The sequence below is a fragment of the Shinella lacus genome, from assembly GCF_010994755.1.
Taxonomy (GTDB): domain Bacteria; phylum Pseudomonadota; class Alphaproteobacteria; order Rhizobiales; family Rhizobiaceae; genus Shinella; species Shinella lacus.
Genome location: NZ_WHSB02000002.1, coordinates 561641 through 587973, shown reverse-complemented (window position 1 = coordinate 587973; position 26333 = coordinate 561641). Strand labels below are relative to the sequence as shown.

Annotated in this window: 30 protein-coding genes and 2 tRNA genes; 20 read left to right on the top strand and 12 right to left on the bottom strand. The window is 62.5% G+C overall.

The genetic code is table 11. From position 1 onward, the window contains the following. Positions 1-233: 233 nt before the first annotated feature. Complete coding sequence (gloA, locus tag GB927_RS07345) at positions 234-674, bottom strand: lactoylglutathione lyase (RefSeq protein ID WP_256116018.1); 441 nt, start codon at positions 672-674, stop codon at positions 234-236. Positions 675-870: 196 nt separating this feature from the next. Here gloA and GB927_RS07340 point away from each other — a divergent pair, with 196 nt between their 5' ends. The 5 genes from GB927_RS07340 to GB927_RS07320 all read left to right on the top strand — a co-directional run bounded on the left by GB927_RS07340 (position 871) and on the right by GB927_RS07320 (position 2652). Continuing rightward, positions 871-1449, top strand: a complete 579-nt coding sequence (locus GB927_RS07340; RefSeq protein WP_256116017.1) for a cold-shock protein — start codon at positions 871-873, stop codon at positions 1447-1449. 50 nt (positions 1450-1499) lie between these two features. Then, complete coding sequence (locus GB927_RS07335; RefSeq protein ID WP_256116016.1) at positions 1500-1946, top strand: DUF192 domain-containing protein; 447 nt, start codon at positions 1500-1502, stop codon at positions 1944-1946. Between the two features lie 96 nt (positions 1947-2042). Next, positions 2043-2119 (top strand) — tRNA-Pro (locus GB927_RS07330). A 126-nt stretch (positions 2120-2245) separates the two neighbouring features. Continuing rightward, on the top strand, positions 2246-2551 hold the full coding sequence (locus GB927_RS07325) for an ETC complex I subunit (RefSeq protein ID WP_256116015.1): 306 nt from the start codon (positions 2246-2248) through the stop codon (positions 2549-2551). A gap of 24 nt (positions 2552-2575) precedes the next feature. Beyond that, a tRNA-Arg gene (locus tag GB927_RS07320) sits at positions 2576-2652 on the top strand. Positions 2653-2714: 62 nt separating this feature from the next. Here the strand turns inward: GB927_RS07320 and GB927_RS07315 are convergent. Beyond that, entirely contained in the window at positions 2715-3149 is a 435-nt protein-coding gene (locus GB927_RS07315; protein ID WP_256116191.1) for a BA14K family protein, read from the bottom strand. 275 nt (positions 3150-3424) lie between these two features. Here GB927_RS07315 and GB927_RS07310 point away from each other — a divergent pair, with 275 nt between their 5' ends. Continuing rightward, positions 3425-4399: a GlxA family transcriptional regulator gene (locus GB927_RS07310; protein WP_256116014.1), complete on the top strand. Its 975-nt coding sequence runs from the start codon at positions 3425-3427 to the stop codon at positions 4397-4399. A gap of 48 nt (positions 4400-4447) precedes the next feature. Here GB927_RS07310 and GB927_RS07305 read toward each other — a convergent pair whose 3' ends face one another. The 4 genes from GB927_RS07305 to GB927_RS07290 all read right to left on the bottom strand — a co-directional run bounded on the left by GB927_RS07305 (position 4448) and on the right by GB927_RS07290 (position 8729). Then, positions 4448-5224, bottom strand: coding sequence for an amino acid ABC transporter ATP-binding protein (locus GB927_RS07305; RefSeq protein ID WP_256116012.1), 777 nt, complete (start codon positions 5222-5224; stop codon positions 4448-4450). A 15-nt stretch (positions 5225-5239) separates the two neighbouring features. Next, on the bottom strand, positions 5240-6394 hold the full coding sequence (locus tag GB927_RS07300; RefSeq protein WP_256116011.1) for an amino acid ABC transporter permease: 1155 nt from the start codon (positions 6392-6394) through the stop codon (positions 5240-5242). Position 6395: 1 nt separating this feature from the next. Next, the gene (locus GB927_RS07295) at positions 6396-7604 is read right to left on the bottom strand and encodes an amino acid ABC transporter permease (RefSeq protein WP_256116010.1); all 1209 of its coding nucleotides are present in this window, start codon (positions 7602-7604) and stop codon (positions 6396-6398) included. Positions 7605-7700: 96 nt separating this feature from the next. Next, positions 7701-8729, bottom strand: coding sequence for an amino acid ABC transporter substrate-binding protein (locus tag GB927_RS07290; protein ID WP_256116009.1), 1029 nt, complete (start codon positions 8727-8729; stop codon positions 7701-7703). 357 nt (positions 8730-9086) lie between these two features. Here GB927_RS07290 and GB927_RS07285 point away from each other — a divergent pair, with 357 nt between their 5' ends. Continuing rightward, complete coding sequence (locus GB927_RS07285) at positions 9087-10277, top strand: cystathionine beta-lyase (protein ID WP_256116007.1); 1191 nt, start codon at positions 9087-9089, stop codon at positions 10275-10277. Between the two features lie 4 nt (positions 10278-10281). On the opposite strand, the gene GB927_RS07280 is transcribed toward GB927_RS07285, so the two are convergent. Further along, the gene (locus GB927_RS07280) at positions 10282-11442 is read right to left on the bottom strand and encodes an FAD-dependent monooxygenase (RefSeq protein ID WP_256116006.1); all 1161 of its coding nucleotides are present in this window, start codon (positions 11440-11442) and stop codon (positions 10282-10284) included. A gap of 22 nt (positions 11443-11464) precedes the next feature. Beyond that, a complete protein-coding gene (locus tag GB927_RS07275) occupies positions 11465-11713 on the bottom strand; it encodes a zinc-finger domain-containing protein (RefSeq protein WP_256116005.1) in 249 nt (82 codons plus the stop codon). A gap of 167 nt (positions 11714-11880) precedes the next feature. Here GB927_RS07275 and GB927_RS07270 point away from each other — a divergent pair, with 167 nt between their 5' ends. The 8 genes from GB927_RS07270 (at position 11881) to GB927_RS07235 (ending at position 18814) form a co-directional block, all read left to right on the top strand. Continuing rightward, positions 11881-12666 carry an alpha/beta fold hydrolase gene (locus tag GB927_RS07270; protein WP_256116004.1) on the top strand — a complete coding sequence of 262 codons (786 nt, stop codon included), beginning with the start codon at positions 11881-11883 and terminating at the stop codon, positions 12664-12666. A gap of 90 nt (positions 12667-12756) precedes the next feature. Next, positions 12757-13590, top strand: coding sequence for a serine O-acetyltransferase EpsC (cysE, locus tag GB927_RS07265; RefSeq protein ID WP_256116003.1), 834 nt, complete (start codon positions 12757-12759; stop codon positions 13588-13590). Positions 13591-13743: 153 nt separating this feature from the next. Continuing rightward, positions 13744-13947 (top strand): DUF3126 family protein, encoded by a 204-nt coding sequence (locus GB927_RS07260; RefSeq protein WP_134649125.1) that lies wholly within the window; start codon positions 13744-13746, stop codon positions 13945-13947. A gap of 217 nt (positions 13948-14164) precedes the next feature. Further along, the gene (locus GB927_RS07255) at positions 14165-14518 is read left to right on the top strand and encodes a phasin family protein (protein ID WP_256116001.1); all 354 of its coding nucleotides are present in this window, start codon (positions 14165-14167) and stop codon (positions 14516-14518) included. Between the two features lie 266 nt (positions 14519-14784). Next, positions 14785-15135: an ATP-dependent Clp protease adapter ClpS gene (clpS, locus tag GB927_RS07250; protein ID WP_037408383.1), complete on the top strand. Its 351-nt coding sequence runs from the start codon at positions 14785-14787 to the stop codon at positions 15133-15135. Positions 15136-15144: 9 nt separating this feature from the next. Further along, entirely contained in the window at positions 15145-17661 is a 2517-nt protein-coding gene (gene clpA, locus GB927_RS07245) for an ATP-dependent Clp protease ATP-binding subunit ClpA (protein ID WP_256116000.1), read from the top strand. A 71-nt stretch (positions 17662-17732) separates the two neighbouring features. Beyond that, positions 17733-18473 carry an AzlC family ABC transporter permease gene (locus GB927_RS07240; protein ID WP_256115999.1) on the top strand — a complete coding sequence of 247 codons (741 nt, stop codon included), beginning with the start codon at positions 17733-17735 and terminating at the stop codon, positions 18471-18473. After that, a complete protein-coding gene (locus GB927_RS07235) occupies positions 18470-18814 on the top strand; it encodes an AzlD domain-containing protein (protein ID WP_256115998.1) in 345 nt (114 codons plus the stop codon). Before GB927_RS07240 ends, GB927_RS07235 begins: the two co-directional genes overlap by 4 nt. On the opposite strand, the gene GB927_RS07230 is transcribed toward GB927_RS07235, so the two are convergent. The 4 genes from GB927_RS07230 to GB927_RS07215 form a co-directional block, all read right to left on the bottom strand. Then, the gene (locus GB927_RS07230) at positions 18815-19243 is read right to left on the bottom strand and encodes an HIT family protein (protein ID WP_256115997.1); all 429 of its coding nucleotides are present in this window, start codon (positions 19241-19243) and stop codon (positions 18815-18817) included. Between the two features lie 95 nt (positions 19244-19338). Next, complete coding sequence (locus tag GB927_RS07225) at positions 19339-20526, bottom strand: GNAT family N-acetyltransferase (protein ID WP_256115996.1); 1188 nt, start codon at positions 20524-20526, stop codon at positions 19339-19341. A gap of 1 nt (position 20527) precedes the next feature. Then, on the bottom strand, positions 20528-21253 hold the full coding sequence (locus GB927_RS07220) for a glycerophosphodiester phosphodiesterase (protein WP_256115995.1): 726 nt from the start codon (positions 21251-21253) through the stop codon (positions 20528-20530). After that, on the bottom strand, positions 21253-21717 hold the full coding sequence (locus tag GB927_RS07215) for a RidA family protein (protein ID WP_256115994.1): 465 nt from the start codon (positions 21715-21717) through the stop codon (positions 21253-21255). The genes GB927_RS07220 and GB927_RS07215 overlap by 1 nt, the downstream gene beginning before the upstream one ends. Before the next feature lie 135 nt (positions 21718-21852). Between GB927_RS07215 and GB927_RS07210 the strand changes: the two genes are divergently transcribed. The 5 genes from GB927_RS07210 to frr all read left to right on the top strand — a co-directional run bounded on the left by GB927_RS07210 (position 21853) and on the right by frr (position 26333). After that, positions 21853-22680: a cell envelope integrity EipB family protein gene (locus GB927_RS07210; protein WP_256115992.1), complete on the top strand. Its 828-nt coding sequence runs from the start codon at positions 21853-21855 to the stop codon at positions 22678-22680. A gap of 189 nt (positions 22681-22869) precedes the next feature. Then, positions 22870-23631 carry a 30S ribosomal protein S2 gene (gene rpsB / locus GB927_RS07205; protein ID WP_256115991.1) on the top strand — a complete coding sequence of 254 codons (762 nt, stop codon included), beginning with the start codon at positions 22870-22872 and terminating at the stop codon, positions 23629-23631. Between the two features lie 244 nt (positions 23632-23875). After that, positions 23876-24802: a translation elongation factor Ts gene (gene tsf, locus GB927_RS07200; protein ID WP_256115990.1), complete on the top strand. Its 927-nt coding sequence runs from the start codon at positions 23876-23878 to the stop codon at positions 24800-24802. 187 nt (positions 24803-24989) lie between these two features. After that, positions 24990-25712, top strand: a complete 723-nt coding sequence (gene pyrH / locus GB927_RS07195) for a UMP kinase (RefSeq protein WP_256115989.1) — start codon at positions 24990-24992, stop codon at positions 25710-25712. Positions 25713-25772: 60 nt separating this feature from the next. Beyond that, positions 25773-26333 (top strand): ribosome recycling factor, encoded by a 561-nt coding sequence (gene frr, locus GB927_RS07190; protein WP_256115988.1) that lies wholly within the window; start codon positions 25773-25775, stop codon positions 26331-26333.

Sequence of the window (26333 nt, the reverse complement as noted above, 5' to 3'; positions counted from 1 at the left end):
TTGCCGCGATGTTACCGTTTCGGCCAAAAGTGTAAAGGCCGAAGCGTGTGGAGCCGATAACGCAATACGGGAAGCAAACCGGCCGGAATCGGCCAAGGCGCCCCTCTCGCTGGCGATCGACCGGAAGGCAAGAAATCCCGGCCAAATACGGCGAAACGATGGTCTTGTGACAAAGCTATAGGACGCAAGCTTTGCCCGGAGCTTGCGTCCCGCAGGACTTGCCGGGTCCGAACTTACCAGACGCGGGTATTGCCCATCGACGCCCAAGGCTCGGCGGGCGCCAGGTTTTCGCCCTTCTGCAGGATCTCGATGGAAATGCCGTCCGGCGAGCGTACGAAGGCCATGTGGCCGTCGCGCGGCGGACGGTTGATGGTGATGCCGTTGTCCATCAGCTTCTGGCAGAGCGCATAGATATCGTCGACCTCATAGGCGAGGTGGCCGAAATTGCGCCCGCCGGCATAGTCCTCGGTGTCCCAGTTGTAGGTGAGCTCCAGGCACGGCGCCGCATTTTCGCGCGCGGCGTCGACATCCTCGGAGGCCGCCAGGAAGATCAGCGTGAAGCGGCCCTTTTCGTTCTCATAGCGGCGCACTTCCTTGAGGCCGAACAGCGTCGAGTAGAAGTTGAGGGACTGGTCGACGTCTTTGACGCGGACCATCGTGTGGAGATAACGCATTGGAAAATCCTCTGAATGTGGGGTCGTCCGAAAGAGTAGGGTTTTGTCAGCCTCAGGCAAGCCTTGCAGCCTACCAATAGGGCCGGCAAAACTTTCAAAGGGGCTTGCGCATTCGCATCGGGACAATGTTATTCTGGTTATCAAGAATCAGTTAACCGTAAACTCATGTGACGCGTAAACGAGGGGCTGGCAGGTCATGGTGGACAGGGTGTCTTCAAAGGAAATCACGACCCGTGATGACCAGAGCAATGACGCCGTCGATCTGATCGAGATCACCGGCATCATCAAATGGTTCGACGTCGCCAAGGGCTTCGGCTTCATCGTGCCGGACAACGGCATGCAGGATGTCCTGCTGCACGTCACCTGCCTCCGGCGCGATGGCTACCAGACGGTTCTGGAAGGAACGCGCGTCGTCGCGCTGATCCAGAAGCGCGACCGCGGCTACCAGGCTTTCCGCATTCTTTCCATGGACCAGTCGACGGCCGTGCATCCCTCGCAGATGCCGCCGGTGAAGACTCACGTTCAGGTCACGCCGTCGAGCGGGCTGGAGCGCGTGCTGGTCAAGTGGTTCAACCGCACCAAGGGTTTTGGCTTCCTGACGCGCGGCGAAGGCACCGAGGATATCTTCATCCATATGGAGACGCTGCGTCGCTTCGGCCTCACCGAGCTTCGCCCGGGCCAGGTCGTGCTCGTGCGCTTCGGCGATGGCGAAAAGGGCCTGATGGCCGCGGAAATCCACCCGGACATGCCGGTTCCCGGCAACAGGGCGCACTGATGGGGTGTCTCGCGCGGACGTTCGGCTTCGCGCGCCTGGCGAGCGCCGTCATGGCGCTTTTTTTCTGTTTCTCGCTCTCTGCCCATGCCGCGGAAACCTTTGACAAGCAGCCGCTGACGATCGTGACCAAGGATGGCAAGAGCCATGTCTTCACGGTCGAACTCGCCGTGACGCCGCGCCAGCGCGAGCAGGGCCTGATGAACCGCCGCGAAATGGCCGAGGACCACGGCATGCTCTTCGCCTTTGGCGAAACGCGGCAGGTCTTCATGTGGATGAAGAACACCTACCTGCCGCTCGACATGCTGTTCATCGCCAAGGACGGCAAGGTGCGCGCCATCAAGGAAAATGCCGAGCCGCTCTCCGAAGCGATCATCGATTCGCAGGGACCGATCGACTACGTGCTGGAACTCAACGGCGGCACCGTCAAACGCCTCGGCATCCGCGCCGGCAACCGCGTTCAGAACGAACTCCTGGAATCCCAGCGCAAGGCGCAATAGACCGTCCCCGCATTTCTCGCGACAAGCGCCCGAAAGCGCCTATTAGCTGTTGCGGCAGCCGGCGAATGCGTGTATCTCCCCCTTCGCCGGGACGGACGGAGTGTAGCGCAGTCTGGTAGCGCATCTGGTTTGGGACCAGAGGGTCGGGAGTTCGAATCTCTCCACTCCGACCATCGGCGGGCGTTTCTATGGCAAATGCGCGACCGGTCATTCCCCCTTTACGGAATCTGGGTTATGCATGCTCGAACGCGCGCCGACGGAACGGTGTGCTTGTCTGCGAGAATTCTGGAGCCGCTTCGATGACCGCGAAGATCTATCGTCCTGCCAAGACCGCCATGCAATCCGGCAAGGCCAAGACCCATCTCTGGGTTTTGGAATTTGATGCGGAAAAGCCGCGGACGATCGACCCGATCATGGGCTATACGAGCTCGGGCGACATGTACCAGCAGGTCAAGCTCACCTTCGAGACGAGCGAAGACGCGATTGCTTACGCAGACCGCAACGGCATTGAATATCGCGTGATCGAGCCGAAGGAAGCGACCCGCAAGCGCGTCGCCTATCCGGATAACTTCCGCTTCAACCGCATGCAGCCCTGGACCCACTGAGGTTCTACTGGCGCCACCAGTCCCGGCCCCTTAGCTCAGCTGGATAGAGCATCTGCCTTCTAAGCAGAATGTCGCAGGTTCGAGCCCTGCAGGGGTCGCCAAGCCTTTTCACATGAAAAAGGGCAGCTCGAGAGCTGCCCTTTTGTTTGGGAACAACAACCTATTACGAATAGGGCGAAACGCACTGCTGGCGAGGGCCGCCGTAGGGCTGGAATGTGTTGTCGTACGACCGGTAAGAGCGGTAGCGGTTGGCGCACCAGCTTGTGTGCGATCCGCTGCCGGCCTGCGGCTGGTTGGAAATCGCGCCGCCGATGATGGCACCCGCCCCGAACGCTGCCAACGGATACCACCAGCCGTCAGAATGGCGGCGATAGCCTGCGCGGCGGTCACGATAGCCGCGGTGGCCGTGCCAGCGGCGTTCCGCACGGCGTTCATAGCGGTCGCGGCGGCGCTCATAGCGATACTGAACCTGTTCGATATTCGAGGCTTCCGGAACCGGAACCCTCGCGAATGTCACGGCCTGGGCCGGGACGATGGAGGTCAGCGCAATGGCGATGGACAATGCGCCCGCGGCAAAACCGGTCTTGAGCTTCAACATGATAAAACCTTTCGTGCTTGATCGGCAGAAGAACGTGGCACTGCCGTGGTTGTTCCCCGCGATCTCGAAAGGGCGTGTCTCAGAGGCAAAAAAAACGGGTTGGTCCGCCTGTTCGGCTCGCCAACCCGTTCCGGTAAAATGCGGATCAGGGTGTTCGGGGTTACAGGGGCTCTCACCACAATCCGGCTGCATCTCCAGATCTCCTGTAAAGCGGATCATGCCCGAATGCGCTTTTCTCGATTGACATAACCCGCATCTTTTTTGACAATTTCCACATGCGTAAAAAAGAGCTGCGGCAGGGGCCGCTCGAGGTGACGATCGTCCTTCTGCCCGAGTCGTCGATCATGTCGCTCGCCTCGGTGCTCGACCCGATGCGCGCGGCAAACCGCGTTGTGCCGGAGCCGGTGTTCCGCTGGACGATCCTGTCGCCGCAGGGCAGGCCGGTCCTGTTGACTTGCGGCGTGGAGATCCGGGTGGATGGGGATTTTGCCGATGTCACCAGCGGCGATGCACTGCTGCTGATTGCCGGCTTCAATCAGGATCGCCATGCTGACCGTAATTTCGTTGCTCGGCTAAAGAAAGTGGCGCGCCGCTTCGGGGTGGTCGCGGGCATCGAATCGGGCTGCTGGCTGCTGGCGCGTTCAGGCCTGCTCGACGGGCGCGATGCGACGGCGCATTGGGAGGAACTGGAGGATTTCGCGGCGGCCTTTCCGGCGCTCAATGTGCGCGCCGACCGCTTTGTCACCGACGGGCCGCTCTGGACGTCCGGCGGTGCCTCGCCGACCTTCGACATGATGCTGCATCTGGTGCGAGAGCGTTTCGGCTCGGCGGTGGCGCTCGATGTGGCGAGCGTCTTCGTCTATGACGAAACCCATGCGGCGACGGATGCGCAGCCGCTCGTCTCGCTCGGTCGGCTCGGGGAACACCAGCCGGAATTGGCCGCCGCCATCCGCCTTATGGAGCGCACGATCGACCGGCCGCTGACGATCGCCGCACTTGCCCGGCGACTCGGATTTTCGACGCGCAAGCTGGAGACGCTGTTTGCGACCGGGCTCGGCATCGGGCCGGGCAAATATTACCTGCGGCTGCGCCTGACGGCGGCGCAGCGGATGGTGCGCGATACGCCGCTGTCGATTCAGGATGTGGCGCTGCGCAGCGGCTTCGACAGTCTCTCCGCCTTCTCGCGCGCCTTCCGCAACCACTTTGGCGCAAGCCCGCTGAAGCTCAGGGCGGAACTGCGCGTCAAATGAAAAAGGCGGGCTTTTGGCCCGCCTTTTCGCTGTGCCGCCCGGATCCGCCTAATGCAGGATCTGGCTGAGGAAGAGTTTGGTGCGCTCGTGCTGCGGATTGTCGAAGAACTCGGCCGGCGAGTTCTGCTCGACGATCTGGCCCTGGTCCATGAAGATGACGCGGTTGGCGACCTGGCGGGCAAAGCCCATTTCGTGCGTCACGCACAGCATGGTCATGCCTTCTTCGGCGAGCGACACCATGGTGTCGAGCACTTCTTTGACCATTTCCGGGTCGAGCGCCGAGGTCGGCTCGTCGAACAGCATGATCTTCGGCTTCATGCAGAGCGAGCGGGCGATCGCCACGCGCTGCTGCTGGCCGCCCGAGAGCTGGCCCGGATATTTGTGGGCCTGTTCGGGGATCTTGACGCGCTTGAGGTAGTGCATCGCCACTTCCTCGGCGTCCTTCTTCGGCATCTTGCGCACCCAGATCGGCGCCAGCGTGCAGTTTTCCAGGATCGTCAGGTGCGGGAAGAGGTTGAAGTGCTGGAACACCATGCCGACTTCGCGGCGCACTTCGTCGATCTTCTTGAGGTCGTTGGTCAGCTCGATGCCATCGACGACGATCTGGCCCTTCTGGTGCTCTTCAAGGCGATTGATGCAGCGGATCATCGTCGACTTGCCGGAGCCCGACGGGCCGGCGATGACGATGCGCTCGCCCTTCATGACCTTGAGGTTGACGTCGCGCAGCACGTGGAAATCGCCGTACCACTTGTTCATGTTGGTGATCTCGACGGCGACATCCGTTGTGGAGACCGCCAGCTTTTGCGCCTGGGCTTGGTTGGCCATTGTGTTTCCTCTCTTTTATCGTTTGTGGCCCTTGTCGAGCCGGCGTTCCACGAAGGCCGAATAGCGCGACATGCCGAAGCAGAAAATCCAGAACACGAAACCGGCGAAGATCAGGCCCGTCAGGGGCGTGACCGGCGTGATCCAGGCCGAGTCCCCAAAACTTGCCTTCACGATGCCGAGCAGATCGTACATCGAAATGATCGTGACGAGTGAGGTATCCTTGAACATGCCGATGAAGGTGTTCACGATGCCGGGGATCACGAGCTTGATGGCCTGCGGAAGCACGACGAAGGTCATTTTGTGGAAGTAGTTTAGACCAAGAGCGTCGGCCGCTTCATATTGCCCTTTTGGAATGGCTTGGAGACCGCCGCGAATAACCTCCGCCATATAGGCGGACGCGAAGATCGAAACGCCGATCAGCGCGCGCAGGAACTTGTCGATATTGTTGCCGGGTTCCAGGAACAGCGGCAGCAGCACGCTCGCCATGAAAAGGACGGTGATCAGCGGCACGCCGCGGATCAGCTCGATGAAGACGACGCAGGCCGTCTTCAGCACCGGCATGGTCGAACGGCGGCCGAGCGCCAGCAGGATGCCGGCCGGCAGCGAGACGACGATGCCGACGAAGGAGATGATGAGCGTCACCATCAGCCCGCCCCAGAGCGAGGTCTCGACATGCCGCAGGCCGAACACGCCGCCAAGCAGCAGGAAGAAGGCGACGACCGGCAGCACGATCAGGAGCAGGAGCGCGTTCAGGCCCTTGCGCGGCACCTTCGGGATCAGGAAGGGGATGAGCAGGCCAACGAACATGACGACGACCAAGAGCGGCCGCCAGAGTTCGTCGCGCGGATAGGAGCCGAACATGAACTGGACGAAGCGGTCGCCGACATAGGCCCAGCAGGCGCCGTTCCAGCCGGCCGGAAGCTGGCCGCCCTGATCGACGGTCAGGCAGGCCGTGCGGTCTGCGCCGGTCCAGACGGCCGATACGAACAGCCAGTTGAGGAGGCCCGGTATGAAGTAGAGGATCGCCGCCAGCGCGACGAGGGACAGGATGCTGTCCTTCCACGAGGCGAAGAGGTTCTTGCGGACCCAGCCGATGGCGGAGGAATCCGACATCGGGGCCTTCTCCGGCTCAAGGAACTGGCTGCGGACGTAGGTAATGCTTTCAGCCATATCAGCGCTCCACCAATGCCATTTTGGCGTTGAACCAGTTCATGAACAGCGAGGTGATGAGGCTGATCGAGACGTAGATCAGCATCCAGATCGAGATGATCTCGATCGACTTGCCCGACTGGTTGAGGATGGTGCCGCCGACCGCGACGAGATCGGCATAACCGACGGCCACCGCGAGGGAGGAGTTCTTGATGAGGTTGAGATATTGCGAGGTGAGCGGCGGAATGATGATGCGCAGCGCCTGCGGCAGCACGACGAGGCGCGTCGCCTGGCCGGGGCGCAGCCCCAGCGCATAGGAGGCTTCCGACTGGCCCTTCGAGACGCCGCGGATGCCGGCGCGCACGATCTCGGCGATGAACGAGGCCGTGTAGAGGGACAGCGCGAGGTAGAGCGCCAGGAATTCCGGTCCGATCACCATGCCGCCGTTCATGTTGAACGAGCCCGGCACCGCATAGTCGAGCGAAAGCGGGCTGCCCATCACGACGAAGACGAGGAGCGGGAACAGCACGATCAGGCCGAGATTGATCCAGAGCACCGGCGGGCGGATGCCCGTGGCGCGCTGGCGGGCATTGGCCCAGACCGTGAAGGCGATCGCCGCGACGACGCCGATCAGGAAGGCGGCCAGCACCACCCCAAAACCCTCGCCGAAGACCGGCGCCGGCATGTAGATGCCGCGGTTCGAGATGAAGAAGATCGCGTCCGGATTGTCCTTCACATGCTGGAAGATAGTGCGGATCGACGGCAGCAGGGCGAGAACGCCGAGATACCAGAAGAAGATGACGAGCAACGGCGGAATGTTGCGGAAGATCTCCACATAGATCGTGCACAGCCGCGCGATCAGCCAATTGTGCGACAGGCGCCCGATGCCGACGAGCAGGCCGACGATCGTCGCGGTGACGATGCCGGCGGCGGCGACGACGAGCGTGTTGATAAGGCCGACCTGAAGGGCGCGGAAATAGGTCGAGTCGCTGCTATAGGCGATCAACGACTGCGCGACGTCGAAGCCGGCGCGGCTGTTCAGAAAGCCGAAGCCCGCCGACATGTTGGCGCGGGCAAGGTTCTGGACGACGTTGTTCCACGCATACCATACGGCGGAGACGATAACGATGATCGTCACGACCTGGTAGACAGTGCTTCTCAGCGCCGGATTGTAGAGAAGAGATACCTTCGGCGGTTCGCCGGACCCTGTTCGGGCATCCGCAAGAGCCATGCATTTCCCCTGACATTGTTGTCGCCCTGTTTTCCGGGCGTTTTGTTTGAAAGGGAGGGCAATCGCTTGCCCTCCCGGAGTGGTGCGGATGATCGCTTAGCGAACCGGCGGTGCGTACTGCAGGCCGCCCTTCGTCCACAGGCCGTTCAGGCCGCGGGCGATCTTGAGCGGGGAACCTTCGCCGACATTGCGCTCGAAGGATTCGCCGTAGTTGCCGACCGCCTTGATGATCTGCACGGCCCAGTCCTTCGGCACGCCGAGGTCGGCGCCGATGGTGCTGTCAGCTTCTTCGCCGAGGAAGCGTTTGATGTCCGGGTTGGCCGACTTCTTCATCTCTTCGACATTCGCCTGGGTGATGCCGAATTCTTCGGCGGCAACCATCGCGTAGTGCGACCATGTCACGATGTCGAACCACTTGGAGTCGTTCTGGCGAACGGCCGGGCCGAGCGGCTCCTTGGAGATGATTTCCGGCAGAACCATGTGGTCGTCGGGGTTGGCCATCTTCAGGCGGATCGAGTAGAGGCCCGAGGCGTCCGTCGTGTAGACGTCGCAACGGCCGGCATTGTAGGCGGCGTCGGCTTCATCCTGCGCTTCGAAGACGACCGGCTTGAAGTCCATGTTGTTCGAGCGGAAGAAGTCGGCGAGGTTGAGTTCGGTCGTCGTGCCGGACTGCACGCAGACGGAGGCGCCGGACAGTTCGAGCGCCGACTTCACGCCGAGCTCCTTCTTCACCATGAAGCCCTGGCCGTCATAATAGTTCACGGCGCGGAAATCGAAGCCGAGCTGCGAATCGCGGCTGATGCTCCAGGTGGTGTTGCGGGCGAGAATGTCGATTTCGCCGGACTGCAGGGCCGGGAAGCGGTCCTTGGCCGAGAGCGGCGTGTATTTCACCTTGGTGGCGTCGCCAAAGACGGCAGCGGCCACGGCCTTGCACAGGTCGATGTCGAGACCGGACCAGTTGCCGGCCGAATCCTGTGCGCCGAAACCGGCGAGGTTCGAGCCGTTCACGCCGCACTGCACGAAGCCCTTTGCCTTCACGTCAGTCAGCGTGTCCGCCTGTGCTGCATTTGCGCCAAGCCCCAGTACGGCAGCGCCGACGAGCGCAGCCATGATTTTTTTTGCCATTTTTTTACAACCTTTTTCTGTTGTCTTTGTTTTGTCCGCAGGCCCCGCACCCCTGACGGGCGCGCCCACGAAAACTCGCCACCCTCCCGGCGCGAGGTTGCTTATCTCATGCTCAAAATTTCGCAGGGTCAAGTGATCCGAACCATTTTCCGTTCGGTAACCTAAATTTGTCGGCAGTTGATGGGTTTTTGGGCAAAAAACCGTGGACTTGTGCAGTAAATCGCACAAAATTTCCGCGCAATGAGGACTTGAAGCGCTTTGGACGCTTGCTCATCCTTTCGTATGGGGGTTGACCTGCCGGTCCCGCTGGCGAAAAGTCGGCCCCACAAAACCCCTCGCATTGCTTCGGACAGATCCATGAAAAACAGAGACGAAATCTTCGCTGGCGCCGGCGTGAACACCCGCCTTGCCCATGCCGGAAACGACCCGGCCGACTACTATGGTTTCGTCAATCCGCCCGTCGTGCATGCCTCCACCGTGCTCTTCCCCGATGCCGCGACGATGGAAAGCCGCGCGCAGAAATACACCTATGGCACGCGCGGCACGCCGACGACGGATGCGCTCTGTGCCGCCATCGACGAGCTGGAAGGCTCGGCCGGCACGATCCTCTTGCCCTCGGGCCTTGCCGCCGTCACTGTGCCGTTCCTGGCCTATCTGTCGTCCGGCGATCACGCGCTGATCGTCGATTCGGTCTATCACCCGACCCGCCATTTCTGTGACACGATGCTGAAGCGCCTCGGCGTCACCGTCGAATATTACGATCCGATGATCGGCGCCGGCATCGAGACGCTGATCAGGCCGAACACCAGGCTGGTGCATACCGAGGCGCCGGGCTCCAATACATTCGAAATGCAGGATATCCCGGCTATTGCCGCCGTCGCCCACAAGCACGGCGCGGTCGTGACCATGGACAATACCTGGGCGACGCCGCTCTATTTCCGCCCGCTGGATTTCGGTGTCGACGTCTCCATCCATGCGGCGACGAAATATCCGGCCGGCCATTCGGACGTGCTGTTCGGCACCGTCTCGGCCAATGCCGCCCATTGGGAACAACTGCACGACACGCAGATCGCGCTCGGTACCTGTGCCTCGCCGGATGACGCCTACCAGGTGCTGCGCGGCCTGCGCACCATGGGCGTGCGGCTGGAGCGCCACCAGGAAAGCGCCTTGGAACTGGCGGGCTGGCTGGAAGGCGTCGACGACGTGTCGCGCGTGCTGCATCCCGCGCTGCCGAGTTTCCCCGGCCACGACCTCTGGAAGCGGGACTTCAAGGGATCCAGCGGCATCTTCTCGATCGTCCTGAACGGCGGTTCGCGGGACCGTTACAAGGCCAAGGCGCACGCTTTCCTCGATGCACTGGGAATCTTCGGCCTCGGCTATTCCTGGGGCGGTTTTGAATGCCTCGCGGTGCACGTCAATCTCAACGACCGCCGCGTCGCCAAGGCCCCGGAGGAAGGCCCGGTGCTGCGCCTTCAGATCGGTCTTGAGGACGTCAAGGACATCAGGGCCGATATCGAGCGCGGGCTTGCCGCGGCGCGGGCGGTTTAACAGCTCAATCCGGCGTTCGGTAGCCGTAGAGCCAGTCGAGATCCGCGGCGAGGCTTTCGGGCCGGCGTAGCGAAAGCACCAGATTGCGGGCGAGGGCGATCGGCCCGCGCGCATGGTAGGCAAAGCGGTTGAAGGCGCCGCGGCTGCGCACGCGGGCGACGCGGTCGCGGCGGGTCGTCTCGAATCGCCGCAGCACTTGTCCGACGTCGGTTGCGCCGGCGAGCCGGTTTGCCAGCAGCGCAGCGTCCTCGATGGCCATTGCGGCGCCCTGGGCCGCGAAGGGCGTCATGGCGTGCGCGGCGTCGCCGATCAGCACGGTGTTGCTGCCATCCGTCCAGGCGCCGTCCGGGCATTCGAAGAGCGGCCACATCAGCGGCTCGCGTGCGTCGTCCAGCAGTCGTCTTATATCACTGTGCCAGCCGGAAAAGGCGCCGAGCAGGCGCGCTCGCGCGGCGGCATCGCCGGTCCGCGACCAGCCTTCCGGCGGCGCTTCTGCCGATTGATGAATGGCGACGATGTTGAATGTCTGGGTTTGCGCGAGCGGATAGGCGACGAGGTGCGCCTGCGGGCCGAGGAAGGCAGTCACGGTGCGCGGGTTGAGGAAGGGCGGCGCGGCGGCGTAGGGCAGGAGGAAGCGCCAGGCGACATTGCCGGAATAGTGTGCGGGCAGGGCGCCGGGCACCGCCTGCCGCAGGCGCGACCAGACGCCGTCCGCGCCGATCAGCACGTCCGCGGGCGCGATGGAAAGAGCATCCTGCGCGGTCTCTATCCGCTGGTCCGTCGTCAGCGTGCACAGCGGCTCGCGGCGCACGGCCTCCAGCAGCACGGCGTGCAGCGCGGCGCGGTGCAGCACGCCGTAGGGCGCACACCAGCGGGTGCGCGCCGCCTTGCCGGCGGGAATCGAGGCGAGGGGGGAAAGCGAGCTTCCGGACGACAGCAGTATATGGCCCGGCTCGCTCCAGCGGGCGCTGAGCGCGTCCAGCAGGCCGAGATCCGAAAGGATGCGGGAGGCGTTCGGCGAGATTTGCAGGCCGGCGCCGACCTCTTCGAGCGCGGGAGCCTGCTCCAGGATATGCGAGACGATGCCCTTCTGGGCGAGCGCCAGGGCCGCCGTCAGGCCGGCAATGCCGGCACCGACGATGGTTGCGAATTTTGGAGGGGACATGCTGGTGCCGGCCTTTCGGCCGTTACGCCGCGACCTGGTTGGTGAAGGTGCAGCCGACCGGGTCGGTCTGCGTGGCCTTGAAGGTCGGGTTGTAGCGGTAGAGCGTTGAGCAGTACGGGCAAACCTTCTCGTTGTCGTCGCCCATGTCGAGGAAGACGTGCGGATGGTCGTAGGGCACGGAGGCGCCGACGCACATGAATTCCTTCACGCCGATCTCGATCGTGCGATGGCCGCCGTCGTTCTGGAAATGAGGAATGCCGTGTCCAGCCATGTCATGCTCCGTGGGAATGCCTGTTTTCTGCGCCGGACCATAATCGCCTTCCGGGCGAATGTGTAGATGCAAAACCGTCGCGGCCGGTGAGAAATCCGCGTGGCCACCGTTTTCTCGACGATCAAACGGCATTAAGAGCAGGGCATGAAAACGAAAGAAGGCCCGCGATGAACCTCGATGCTCCGTCCTTTTCCAGTTTCGCGCATGACGGCCTCGAACTTGCCTTCTTCGACGAGGGCGACCCGTCGGGCGATCCGGTGCTGCTGATCCACGGCTTTGCCTCCAGCGCCAACGTCAACTGGGTGTTTCCCGGCTGGCTGAAGACGCTGGGGGACGCCGGCTACCGCGTCATCGCGCTCGACAACCGCGGCCATGGTGCGAGCAGCAAGCCGCACGATCCCGCGGTCTATACGCCGCCGCTGATGGCAGGCGATGCGGCAGCCCTGCTCGATCACCTGGCGATCCCCGAGGCGCATGTCTTCGGTTATTCCATGGGCGCCCGCATCACCGCCTTCATGGCGCTGGCGCATCCGCATCGCGTGCGCTCCGTGGTCTTCGGCGGGCTCGGCATCGGCATGGTGACGGGGGTCGGCGACTGGGACCCGATCGCCGACGCCCTGCTCGCCCCTTCGCTCGACGTGGTGACCCACGAGCGCGGCCGCATGTTCCGCGCCTTCGCCGACCAGACGAAATCCGACCGCCAGGCGCTCGCCGCCTGTATCATGACCTCGCGTGACCTTTTGACGCCGCAGGACATGGGCCGCATCGATGTGCCCGCGCTGATCGGCGTCGGCACGAAGGACGACATTGCGGGTGCGCCGCAGCCGCTCGCCGATCTGATGCAGAACGCCCGCGCGCTCGACATCCCCGGCCGAGATCACATGCTCGCCGTCGGCGACAAGGTTTTCAAACGCGCCGTTCTGGATTTCTATGCGAAGATCGACGGCCGCTGACGCGGCGTTTACGACAACGGCCGCCGGGCCATTTCGCTCCGGCGCCCTTTGCTTTATATATGGACGGGAATGACCATAAGGAGTGCGGCGATGGTCGCGACGAACGAACTGCGGGCCGGCGAGAATCTCAAGGCCATGGATCCAATCTGGGACAGCCTGCGCGAGGAAGCGCGCGTTGCCGCCCAGGCCGAGCCGCTGCTGGCGGCCTTCCTCTATTCGACGGTGTTGAACCACCGCTCGCTGGAAGAAAGCGTGATCCATCGCGTCTGCGAGCGCCTCGACCATCCGGACCTGCAGGCGAACCTGCTGCACCAGATTTTTGACGAGATGCTCGAAGACTGGCCGGAATGGGGCGGTATTCTGCGCGTCGATATCCAGGCCGTCTACGACCGCGACCCCGCATGCCTGCGGTTCCTGGATGCCGTGCTCTATTTCAAGGGCTTCCACGCCATCCAGACCCATCGCGTCGCCCACTGGCTCTATAACAAGGGCCGGCGCGACCTCGCGCTCTATCTGCAAAGCCGCTCCTCCAGCGTCTTCCAGACGGACATCAACCCGGCCGCGCGCATCGGCAAGGGCATCTTCCTCGATCACGCCACCGGCTTCGTCGTCGGCGAGACGGCGACGATCGGCGACAATGTCTCGATCCTCCACAACGTCACGCTCGGCGGCACCGGCAAGGAAGGCGGCGACCGTCATCCGAAGATCGGCGACGGCGTGATGATCGGCGCCGGCGCAAAAATCCTCGGCAACATCCATATCGGCCATTGCTCGCGCATCGCCGCCGGCTCGGTCGTGCTGAAGCCCGTGCCGCCGAAATCGACGGTCGCCGGCGTGCCGGCCAAGGTCATCGGCGAAGCCGGTTGCAACGAGCCCTCGCGCGCCATGGACCAGCTTCTCGCGGCCTTCGACTACGACCTGTAAGCGACGCCGGCAAAAGCGCGAGGCGGTTTGCATGCGGCGTTGCGGGAAAGACTCCAACGCGGGGAAAGTCGCTTTCTCGTGGAAATCGAGGGTTTACACGCCCCGGAGCAGGTGCGAGAAGCGCGGCAAATCAATCGACGACGGAGACATATCGTGAAGCCGGAAGAAATCAGGAAGCTCGAGGCCTACTTCAAGCGCAATATCAACAAGGAGATTGTGGTGAAGGCCCGTCCGCGCAAGGATGAATCGGCGGAAGTCTATCTCGCGGACGAATTCCTGGGCGTCATCTTCCGCGATGACGAAGATGGGGAACTCTCCTACAACTTCTCCATGGCGATCCTCGACATCGATCTCTGATCGTCGGTATTATTTCCAGAAAAAAGCCCGGCTGCCTCTGCGCCGGGCTTTTTTATTATTGTTTTGCGACAAATTCGTCTTTTTCTGTCCCAATGATCATACCTATTGCGCAAGGTCTTGCTTTGTTTGTGGAATATTGCATTGCAGCATGATTATTGACTTTTTTGTGCGGCGCATATAGATTTCGGGCCTAAACCGGGATCCAAAGGAGACTTCGATGTTCAATCTCGACGACGCAAACAAGAAGAGCAAGGAAGCCGTGGACACTTTCGTAAAGAGCTACACGACCGTTGCGCAGGGTTTCCAGGCGATTGCCACCGAAACGGCCGACTACTCGAAGAAGTCCTTCGAAAGCAACGTCGCCCATTTCGAAAAGCTCTCGGGCGTCAAGAGCGTCGAAGCCGCTCTCGAACTGCAGACCGCCTTCGTGAAGTCCGCCTATGAAGGTTTCGTCGCCGAAGCCACGAAGCTCACCGAAATGTACGCCGACCTCGCCAAGGGCGCCTACAAGTCCTACGAAGCGCCGGTCGCCAAGACCACGGCTGCTGCCAAGGCTGCTGTCGCCGCCTGATTTTTTCAGTACTGCGTACGCGTATAGCGTTTAGAGGCCGGCTGCGGGCAACCGCAGCCGGCCTTTGCGCGTTGCGGGGATTGCGCGAGGCTGATGGAGCGGGCGCAAATTTCGCTATTTCCTTCGGATGACCGGCGATTATGATTGCAGTGCGAAGCGAGGCTCTTACAATCGTGTGACGAGACATTAGATAACAGGTCCAGAAGGCAGCCTCGGCTGAACGGTTCGCCCAAAGGAAGCGACCGAAATCAAGGGAATGAACACGAATGGATGTGAGACGGGTTCGAATGCAGGATGGGGAAGGCGGCGGCGACACTCCCGGTCGCAGCACCTCCGTCATTACCCGCACGAAGCCTAAAACGAAGAAGCCGAGCCTTTATCGCGTCCTGCTTCTCAACGATGATTATACGCCCATGGAGTTTGTGATTCACATTCTGGAACGTTTCTTCCAGAAGGACCGCGAAGCGGCCACGCGGATCATGCTGCATGTGCACAATCATGGCGTAGGCGAGTGTGGCGTGTTCACCTACGAGGTTGCCGAAACCAAAGTGACACAGGTGATGGATTTCTCCCGCCAGCACCAGCATCCCCTGCAATGTGTCATGGAAAAGAAATGAGGAACGAACGTGCCAACATTTTCTGCAAGCCTTGAAAAGGCGCTCCACCAGGCACTGACCTACGCGAACGAGCGCCACCACGAATATGCGACGCTCGAGCACCTGCTGCTCGCCCTCATCGACGACGCCGACGCGGCTGCCGTGATGGGTGCCTGCAATGTCAACCTCGACGTGCTGCGCAAGACCGTCACCGACTATGTCGACCACGACCTAGCCAACCTGGTGACGGGTTACGAAGAAGATTCCAAGCCGACCTCCGGCTTCCAGCGCGTCATCCAGCGCGCAGTGATCCATGTCCAGTCGTCCGGTCGCGAAGAAGTGACCGGCGCCAACGTGCTCGTCGCGATCTTCGCCGAGCGCGAGAGCCATGCCGCCTATTTCCTGCAGGAGCAGGAGATGACGCGGTACGACGCCGTCAACTTCATCTCGCATGGCATCGGCAAGCGCCCCGGCTCCACCGAGCAGCGCCCGGTGCGCGGCTCGGATGACGCCGAGAGCGAGCCGAAGCAGCAGCGCGGCAATGGCGGCGGCGAACAGGAAGAGGCTGCCAAGAAGCAGGACGCGCTCACCGCCTACTGCGTGAACCTCAACGAGAAGGCCAAGAACGGCAAGATCGATCCGCTGATCGGCCGCCACGCCGAGGTCAACCGTACGATTCAGGTTCTCTGCCGCCGCTCCAAGAACAACCCGCTTTATGTGGGCGATCCGGGCGTCGGCAAGACGGCCATCGCCGAAGGTCTCGCAAAGCGCATCGTCGAAGGCAAGGTGCCGGAAGCGCTCGCCGACGCGACCATCTTCTCGCTCGACATGGGCACGCTGCTTGCCGGCACGCGTTATCGCGGTGATTTCGAAGAGCGCCTGAAGCAGGTCGTCAAGGAGCTGGAAGACTATCCGGGCGCCGTGCTGTTCATCGACGAGATCCATACGGTGATCGGCGCCGGCGCCACGTCCGGCGGCGCGATGGATGCATCGAACCTCTTGAAGCCGGCGCTTTCCTCCGGCGCGATCCGTTGCATCGGCTCGACGACCTACAAGGAATATCGCCAGTTCTTCGAGAAGGACCGGGCGCTCGTGCGCCGCTTCCAGAAGATCGACGTCAACGAGCCGACCATCGACGACACGATCGAGATCATGAAGGGTCTCAAGCCATACTTCGAAGAGTACCACAAGCTCCGGTACTCCAACGAGGCGATCAAATCGGCCGTCGAGCTTTCGGCGCGCTACATCAACGACCGCAAGCTGCCGGACAAGGCGATCGACGTGATCGACGAGACCGGTGCGGCCCAGATGCTGCTGCCCGTTAGCAAGCGCCGCAAGCTGATCACCGAGAAGGAGATCGAGGCGACAGTCGCGACGATGGCCCGCATTCCGCCCAAGACCGTGTCGAAGGACGACGAGCAGGTGCTCGCCAACCTGGAGCGGGAACTGCGTTCCGTGGTCTACGGCCAGGATCTGGCGATCGAGGCTCTGGCGTCGGCGATCAAGCTCGCCCGTGCGGGCCTGCGTGAACCGAACAAGCCGATCGGCTGCTATTTGTTCTCCGGTCCGACCGGCGTCGGCAAGACCGAAGTGGCCAAGCAGCTCGCCGGTTCGCTCGGCGTGGAACTGCTGCGCTTCGACATGTCGGAATATATGGAGCGGCATACGGTTTCCCGTCTGCTCGGTGCACCTCCCGGCTATGTCGGCTTCGACCAGGGCGGCCTCCTGACAGATGGCGTCGACCAGCATCCGCATTGCGTGCTGCTGCTCGACGAAATCGAGAAGGCGCATCCGGACCTCTACAACATCCTGTTGCAGGTCATGGATCACGGCTCGCTGACCGACCATAACGGCAAGAAGATCGACTTCCGCAACGTCATCCTGATCATGACGACCAATGCGGGCGCATCCGACATGGCCAAGGCCGCCATCGGCTTCGGCTCGTCGAAGCGCGAAGGCGAGGACATGGAGGCGATCAACCGCCTGTTCACGCCGGAATTCCGCAACCGTCTCGATGCGATCATCCCGTTCGGCTCGTTGCCGACCCCGGTCATCCATCAGGTCGTGCAGAAGTTCGTCATGCAGCTGGAAACCCAGCTTGCCGAACGCAACGTCACCTTCGACCTCAAGCAGGAAGCAATCGCCTGGCTGGCGGAGAAGGGTTACGACGAGAAGATGGGTGCCCGGCCGCTGGCGCGCGTCATCCAGGAAAACATCAAGAAGAAGCTCGCCGACGAAATCCTCTTCGGCAAGCTCAAGAAGGGCGGCGTCGTGCGCGTCTCCGTCGGCACCAAGGAAGATGGCTCGAACGGCCTGATCCTTGATGCAGTGCCGGAAACCGCGCCGATCAAGCCGAAGGCCGAAATCGAGGAAGCGGCGGCCAAGAAGGCCAAGCCGCGCAAGGCCAAGGAAACGGTTGCTGCTGAGGCTGCGCCGGCCAAGGCCAAGTCGTCCAAGAAGACGGCTGAGCCCAAGGCCGAGGAGCCGAAGGACGAGCCGCCGCGCAAGGCCTCCAGCGCCGTGCCGAAGGTGCCGCGCAAGAAATAACGGCTTTACAAATCCCATGAGCCGGGCAGGTAACTGCCCGGCTTTCTTTATGTTGAAGACCCGAGACGTTGATGACGGCCGAGACTGCGCCAGACCCACAATCCCAGACCCACTGGTTCCTGCTCGGCATGCGCGGCATCTTCAGCCTGCCGGCGATCATCCTCATGCTGTCCTTCGTCGGCTTCGCGGCCTTCACCGCGGAGGCGAAGATCCCGGTCGAGCAGGTGATGTTCATGACCGGCATGGTCTGGGCGCTGCCGGCCAAGGTGATCCTCGTCGGCTCCATGCTGTCGGGCGCCCACATCCTCACGGCCTTCATCGCGGTGACGCTCTCTTCCGTGCGCATGATGCCGATGGTGGCGGCGCTGATCCCGGAAATCCGCACCAGCCGCACGCCGACCTGGCTTCTGCTGTTCCTCTCGCATTTCGTCGCCATCACCGCCTGGGTCTTTGCCATCGAGCGGGTGAACGGCGTGCCGCGCGACGGCCGCGTCGCGTTTTTCGCCGGCTTCGGCATCACGCTGACGCTGCTCAACATCCTGCTCGTCGGGCTCGTCTACGGCGCGGTCTCGGAATTTCCGCCGATCGTTTCGGGCTGCCTTTTCTTTCTGACGCCGGTCTATTTTTTGACCTCAATCTGGATTTCCGCACGCCACCGGGTGATCTACTGGGCGCTCGGCATCGGGCTGGCACTCGGCTGGTTCTTCGCCATCGTCGCGCCGGAATACGATATCCTGCTTGCCGGCGTCATCGGGGGTACGCTCGCCTGGTGGGGTGAGCGGGCACTGCGCCAGCGGGAGGCGCGTTCATGAGTTTCGATGGCCTCTGGCCCTATATCTTCATCGCCGTCGCCGGATGGCTTGCCACCGATCTGTGGCGCTGGGCGGGTGTTCTCGCGGGCAATCGCATCGACGAGAAGTCGGAGGTGCTGAACTGGGTGAAGGCGGTCGCGACCGCACTCGTCGCCGCGGTCATCGCCAAGCTGATCTTCTTTCCGACCGGCACGCTGGAGGCCTCGCCGCTCTGGCTGCGGCTGGGGTCCGTGGTGTTCGGCGGCCTGTGTTTCTTCGTCGGCGGGCGCTTCCGCCAGATCGCCGGCATCGCCGCGGCCATCGGTTTCCTGGCCGCGGGTCTTGCCATTCTCGGGGTGTGATCAGCCCTTCGCCAGCGCCGCCCGGAGCCTCTCGGCATTTGCCGCCAGCACGCCCTGATCTTCCATCGTGCCCGAATGCGGCTTCAGCGCCACGCCCTCGACGCGCGGGATGATATGCACATGCAGGTGGTAGACGGTTTGGCCCGCCGCCGGTTCATTGAACTGGATCACCGTCACGCCGTCGGCCTCGAAAGCCTCCTTGGCCGCGACGGCCACCTTCTGCACGACGGGAAAGAGCCGCGAAAGCGTCTCAGGATCGGCATCGAGGATGTTGCGCGACGGCGCCTTGGGGATGACGAGCGTGTGCCCGTTCGCCTGCGGCATCACATCCATGAAAGCGACCGTGTGCTCGTCCTCGTAGACGCGGTGCGAGGGGATTTCGCCGCGCAGGATTTTGGCGAAGATGTTGTTGGTGTCGTAGGCGCTCATGCTCGTCTCCCGATGATGCTTAGAGCATTTTCGCTTTTAGTCGAGTCGCAAAAACGCTCTATCTCTTTGTTTTCACGAACTTTTATGGAATTGCTCTAGTCGCTTTCGTTTTCGCCGCGGCGGAAGGGACCGTGTTCGGCAAGATATTCGCCCATCGTCTCCACATCGCGGCGCTCGCGCTCCAGATAGTCGGCGACGGCGCGGCGCAGGCCCGGATGGGTGATGAAATGGGCCGAATGGGTGATGGCCGGCAGGTAGCCGCGCGCGAGCTTGTGTTCGCCCTGTGCGCCCGCCTCGACGCGCGCCAGCCGCTTCTCGATCGCGAAATCGATCGCCTGGTGGTAGCAGACCTCGAAATGCAGGAAGGGATGGTCCTCGATGCAGCCCCAATGCCGGCCATAGAGCGCATCGCCGCCGATGAAATTGATCGCACCGGCAACGTAGCGGCCGTTGCGCTTCGCCATGACGAGCAGGATGTCGTCGGCCATGCGCTCGCCGATCAGGCTGTAGAATTCACGGTTGAGGTAGGGCCGGCCCCATTTGCGGCTGCCGGTATCCATATAGAAGGTGAAGAACTGGTCCCAGATCTCTTCCGTCAGGGCCGCACCCGTCAACCAGTCGATCGAGATCCCATGCTCCAGCGCCGCGCGGCGCTCCTTCTTCAGCGCCTTGCGCTTGCGCGAGGCGAGGGTTTCCAGAAAATCGTCATGCGAGCCGTAGCCGGCATTGAGGAAGTGGAACTGCTGGTCCGTGCGGTGCAGGTAGCCCGTCGCCTCGAAGATCGGCATTTCCTGTTCCGGCACAAAGGTGACATGGGCGGAGGAGGCGCCGTGCCTCCGGGCGAGTTCCTTCAGGCCTTCGGCGAGCCCCGATTGTGTCTCGATCAGCGGCTGGTCGGGGCGGTGAAGCAGACGTGGGCCAGTCGCGGGCGTAAACGGGATTGTGGCCTGCAGCTTCGGATAATAGCGCCCGCCGGCGCGCTCGAAAGCATCGGCCCAGCCGTGATCGAAGACATATTCGCCCTGGCTGTGGCTCTTGAGATAGGCGGGCAGGGCGCCGAGGATAGCGCCATCGTCGCCTTCCAGCAGGAGATGCTGGCCGAGCCAGCCCGTTTCGGCGGTGGCGCAGCCGGACTCTTCGAGGGAAGAGAGAAAGGCGTGGCTGACGAAGGGGTTGTAGGGCATGTGCGCGTCGCCCCTGGAGGCGCCGGCAAGGCGCCCCCATTGGTCCGCCGCAATGTCGGCGAAGCTCGTTTCGACGCGGATGCGCACGGGCTCGACCATATCAGGCCGTCAATGCCTCACGGGGATCGAAACCTTCGAAGGTCATCTGGTCCGCGTTGAGCGCCGTGATCGTGCGCGCTTCGTCGTCGCGCACGGTCCAGGTGATGATCTGCTTGCCGAGGTCGCGCTCCTTGCTGATGAAGGCGTTGGGCAGGTGGCCATAATGGTAGGAGATGAAATCGAGACCGAGCTGCATCGCCTCCTCGTGCACCGCAAAATTCTCCGGCCTTGCGCCTTCAGCCGTCAGGCCGACGGGGCGGGTGGTGCCGAGAGCCTTGAGGTCCTTCAAAAGCCAGTGATCGAAGCTCATCAGCGCGACGGGGCCTTCATAGTCCTCGAGCGCGTCGAGCACCGCCATGGCGAAACCTTCGTCGTCACCCTTGCGGCCCTTGAGTTCCAGCACCAGCGGCACGCGGCCCTTCACGAGGTGGAGCAACTGGTTGAGCGTCGGAATGCGGTCCGCCGTGCCGCCGATCGGCAGCAGGCCGAGTTCACCGGCGGTGCGCGCACGCACATCGCCCTCGATGCCGCACAGGCGCTTCAAGTCATCGTCATGGAAGACGACGGGAATGGCATCGGCGGTATATTGCAGGTCGCATTCGATGGCGAAACCGGCATCGGCCGCGCGTGCGAAGGCGGAAAGCGTGTTTTCCCAGACGGCCCGGTTGAGGTCGTGATAGCCGCGATGGGCGATCGGCCTCTCGGTCAGCCAGTTGAATTTATGCATCAGGCGATTTCCATGATGGCGTCGATCTCGACGGCGGCATTGAGCGGCAGCGCGGCCATGCCGACGGCGGCGCGGGCATGTTTGCCGGCGTCACCCAGCGCGCCGACGAGGAAGTTGGACGCACCGTTGATGACGAGGTGCTGTTCGACGAAGTCCGGGGCGGAGGCGACGAAGCCGTTGATCTTGATGATGCGCTTGATGCGCGACAGGTCGCCGAGGGCTGCCTTCGCCTGGGCGAGCAGGCCGAGCGCACACAATTCCGCCGCTTTTTCGCCGCCGGCGACGTCGACGTTCCTGCCGAGATGGCCGGTTACGGCGAGCTTGCCGTCGAGCATCGGCAGCTGGCCGGAAATGTGTAGCACGTTGCCGCTGATGACGAAGGGCACGTAGTTTGCCGCGGGGGCCGCTGCCACGGGGATTTCGTAGCCCAGTTCCTTGACGCGATTCTCGATTTCAGCGGACATTGCGGTCTCCGTCGTTGCTCGCGTTCGGGCCTGCCGTCGCGATATCGAAATGAATAGGGCAGCGCGCGGATATTGCCTCGCTTTTGCCGGAAGAGTTCTTATAACATCGCGACCGACTTCAACAGGAGGAAACGGATGTTTCGTTCAGCCTTTGTCGCGGCCGCCATGGCCGGGGCATGCTTCGCCGGCAGCGGCGTCTCGAGCGCCTTTGCCACGCCGGCGACCGGGCTTGCGCCGCACCGTGCCGTCTACGACCTCCAGCTCAAGGATGCGACCGAGCGCTCGGGCATCGCCGGCATGTATGGCCGCATGGTCTATGAGTTCAACGGCAGCCCCTGCGACGGCTACACGGTAAGCTTCCGTTTCGTCACGCAGGTCAATACCGGCGAGGAGACGCGCCTCACCGACCAGCAGACGACCACCTACGAGGACCTGAAGAACGGCAGCTTCCGCTTCCTCACCCGCTCCTTCACCGACGAAAAGCTGGACAAGGAAGTGCGCGGTTCCGCCCGCGAGGAGAAGCAGGGCGTCAGCGTCGACCTGACGGCGCCGGACAACCGCCAGGTGGAGCTTGCCGCCAGCCGTTTTCCGACCGAACACATGCTGGAAGTCATCGATCACGCCAAGAAGGGCGACCGCTTCTTCGAATCGCGCATCTACGACGGCTCGGATGCGGGCGACAAGACGCTGTTGACCACCGCCGTGGTCGGCAAGAAGGAAACGCCGAAGGCCGGCGACCTTGACGCCGCCAAGGCTGGCGATTTTTCCAAGGATGCGTTCTGGCCGGTGTCGATCGCCTATTACAACGACACCAGCGAGGGCGACGCGCTGCCGGTCTACCGCATGTCCTTCAAGCTCTACGAGAATGGCATCACCCGCGACCTCACCATGGATTATGGCGAGTTCTCGCTGACCGGAAAGCTTGCCAAGCTTGAGATGTTCAAGCAGCAGGAGTGCAAGTAAGCACCCTGCGATCGCATTTTTTAACCCGCTGCCCTTGATTTGCCCGGAAACTGAGGGTATGGGGCAGCCATTCCACACGTAAGGCATGGGATCGTCCGGGAGAAATCCGGACCGTTCCGCCCGGTGGCATTCCTCGATAAGGGATGCTGTTCGCCTTGCGGAGGTTCAACCGGAAAAGGATAACAAGGCATGGCATTGCCCGATTTCTCTATGCGCCAGCTTCTGGAAGCTGGTATTCACTTCGGCCACCAGACGCACCGCTGGAACCCGAAGATGAAGCCGTACATCTTCGGCGATCGTAACAACGTTCACATCATCGACCTGGCACAGACCGTTCCGCTCCTGTCGCGCGCCCTTCAGGTCGTGTCCGACACCGTCGCCGGCGGCGGCCGCGTTCTGTTCGTCGGCACCAAGCGCCAGGCGTCCGACATCATTGCGGACGCTGCCAAGCGTTCGGCCCAGTACTACGTCAACGCTCGCTGGCTCGGCGGCATGCTGACGAACTGGAAGACGATCTCCAACTCGATCCAGCGCCTGCGCAAGCTCGACGAGATCCTGAACTCGGAAGGCTCCGGCTATTCCAAGAAGGAGCGCCTGACCCTCGAGCGCGAACGCGAGAAGCTTGAAAAGGCCCTCGGCGGTATCCGCGACATGGGCGGCACGCCGGACCTGATGTTCATCATCGACACCAACAAGGAATCGATCGCGATCCAGGAAGCCAAGCGTCTCGGCATCCCGGTCGTCGCCGTTATCGACTCCAACTGCGATCCGGACCCGATCGACTTCCCGATCCCCGGCAACGACGACGCTTCGCGTGCCATCGCCCTTTACTGCGACCTGATCGCCCGCGCCGCCATCGACGGCATCGCGCGCCAGCAGGGTGCATCGGGCCGTGACCTCGGCGCATCCGCCGAGGCTCCGGTCGAGCCGGAACTCGAAGCCGAAGCGTAAGGCCGAGGTCGGAGCGAGACATTCGCTCCCGCTTATCTGAGATAACCGAGGCCAGAGAGACGATCCCTGGCCTCGGCTTGTTTGAAGACCCTGTCTGCCGACGATCCCAAGGGTCGTGGTTAAGGCGACAGGTCGGAGGTGATCTTCATCACCCTGTCATATTTCCGGGTACATTCGTTCCCAAAACCTTGAGTTCGCCGGGGTTTCTCGGCGGCACGCAACAAGAACCGACAAGAGGCTCACAATGGCTGAAATCACCGCTGCACTGGTGAAGGAACTGCGCGAAAAGTCCGGCGCAGGCATGATGGACTGCAAGAAGGCGCTGGCTGAAAACGACGGCGACATCGAAGCAGCAATCGACTGGCTGCGCGCCAAGGGCATCGCCAAGGCCGACAAGAAGTCGGGCCGCACCGCCGCTGAAGGCCTCATCGGCGTCGCCACCTCCGGCACCAAGGCCGTTGTCGTCGAAGTCAACTCGGAAACCGACTTCGTTGCCCGCAACGATGCGTTCCAGACGATCGTCCGCGGCGTTGCCGACGTGGCGCTGACCACCGACGGCACCGTTGAAGCCGTTGGCGCCGCCACCTACCCGGCAACCGGCAAGTCGGTCACCGACACGATCAAGGACGCAATCGCCACCATCGGCGAGAACATGAACCTGCGTCGCTCGGTCCTGCTGTCGGTCGAAGACGGCGTCGTTGCGACCTACATCCACAACGCTGCCGCCGACCGTCTCGGCAAGCTCGGTGTTCTCGTGGCGCTGAAGTCCACCGGCGACAAGGAAGCCCTCAACGCCATCGGCCGCCAGGTCGCCATGCACGTTGCTGCAACGGCTCCGCTCGCCATCCGCGCCGAAGAAGTCGATGCTGCCGTCGCCGAACGCGAACGCAACGTCTTCATCGAGCAGTCGCGCGCTTCCGGCAAGCCGGACAACATCATCGAGAAGATGGTTGAAGGCCGCATGCGCAAGTTCTTCGAAGAAGTCGCCCTGCTGTCGCAGGCCTTCGTCATGAACCCCGACATCACCGTCGGCGCTGCCGTCAAGGAAGCTGAAAAGACTGTCGGCGCGCCGATCGAAGTCGTCGGCATGGCCCGTCTCCTGCTCGGCGAAGGCGTCGAGAAGGAAGAGACGGACTTCGCTGCCGAAGTCGCGGCTGTGGCCAAGGGCTGATTTTCTTAATCCCAATCGGGAAAAGAACAGGGCGCCGCGTGACAACGCGGCGCCCTTCGTGTATCCGGCTTGCCGAAATGCCTGCCCCGAATTTTCTTCTGCGGCGAGGGTTGCCCTGTGCCGAACCGCTCCCGGTTCTGGCCGGCTGCCCGATCGGGTGAGCAGGTTCACGAGTTCAGGAGCGACCATGACGGCCAACCCAATCTATAAACGTGTTCTGCTGAAAGCCTCCGGCGAGGCCCTGATGGGCTCGCAAGGCTTCGGCATTGATGTCGCGGTCGCCGATCGCATCGCCTCCGACATCGCCGAAGCCCGCGCGCTGGGCGTGGAAGTGGGCGTCGTCGTCGGCGGCGGCAATATCTTCCGCGGGGTGGCGGTGGCCTCCAAGGGCGGCGACCGGGTGACGGGTGACCATATGGGCATGCTGGCAACCGTCATCAACGCACTGGCGCTCGCGACCTCGCTGCGCAAGCTCGATATCGACACCGTGGTTCTCTCGGCAATCGCCATGCCGGAAATCTGCGAGAGCTTTTCGCAGCGCGCCACACTCTATCACCTGTCGCTCGGCCGCGTGGTGATCTTTGCGGGCGGCACCGGCAATCCGTTCTTCACGACCGATTCTGCCGCAGCGCTCCGCGCCGCCGAAATGGGTGCCGAGGCGATCTTCAAGGGCACGCAGGTCGACGGCATCTATTCCGCCGATCCGAAGAAGGACCCGCACGCCACCCGCTTCGACCGCCTGACGCACAGCGAAGTGCTGGAGCGGGGCCTCGCCGTCATGGACGTTGCCGCCGTGGCGCTGGCGCGCGAAAACCACATCCCGATCATCGTGTTCTCCATCCATGAAAAGGGCGGTTTCGCCGAAATATTGACGGGTGGCGGACGCGGTACCATCGTAACCGACAACTGATTCTCTAGAGGCGAGCACGCCCGATGCGTGCAGCCGTTCCGTGAAAATGGGAGTATTCCGATGAGTGAAGGTATTGACCTGAAGGAACTGAAACGCCGCATGGACGGCGCGATTTCCGCTTACAAGAACGACATTGCGTCGCTGCGCACCGGCCGCGCCTCGGCCAACGTGCTCGATCCGGTGCAGGTCGAAGCCTACGGTTCGCGCGTGCCGCTGAACCAGGTCGCCAACATCTCCGTTCCGGAACCCCGCATGCTGTCGGTTTCCGTGTGGGACAAGAGCATGGTTGGCGCCGTCGAGCGTGGCATCCGCGAATCGAATCTCGGCTTGAACCCGATCATCGACGGCCAGAACCTGCGCATCCCGCTGCCGGAGCTCAATGAGGAGCGCCGCAAGTCGCTTGTGAAGGTCGCGCACGACTATGCCGAAAAGGCCAAGGTGGCGATCCGCCATGTGCGCCGCGACGGCATGGACGACCTCAAGAAAGCCGAAAAGGATGGCGATATCGGCCAGGATCTGAGCCGCAGCCAATCCGAAAGGGTGCAGAAGATGACCGACGAGACGATTTTGGACGTCGATCGCTTGCTTGCCGAGAAGGAAAAGGAAATCATGCAGGTTTGA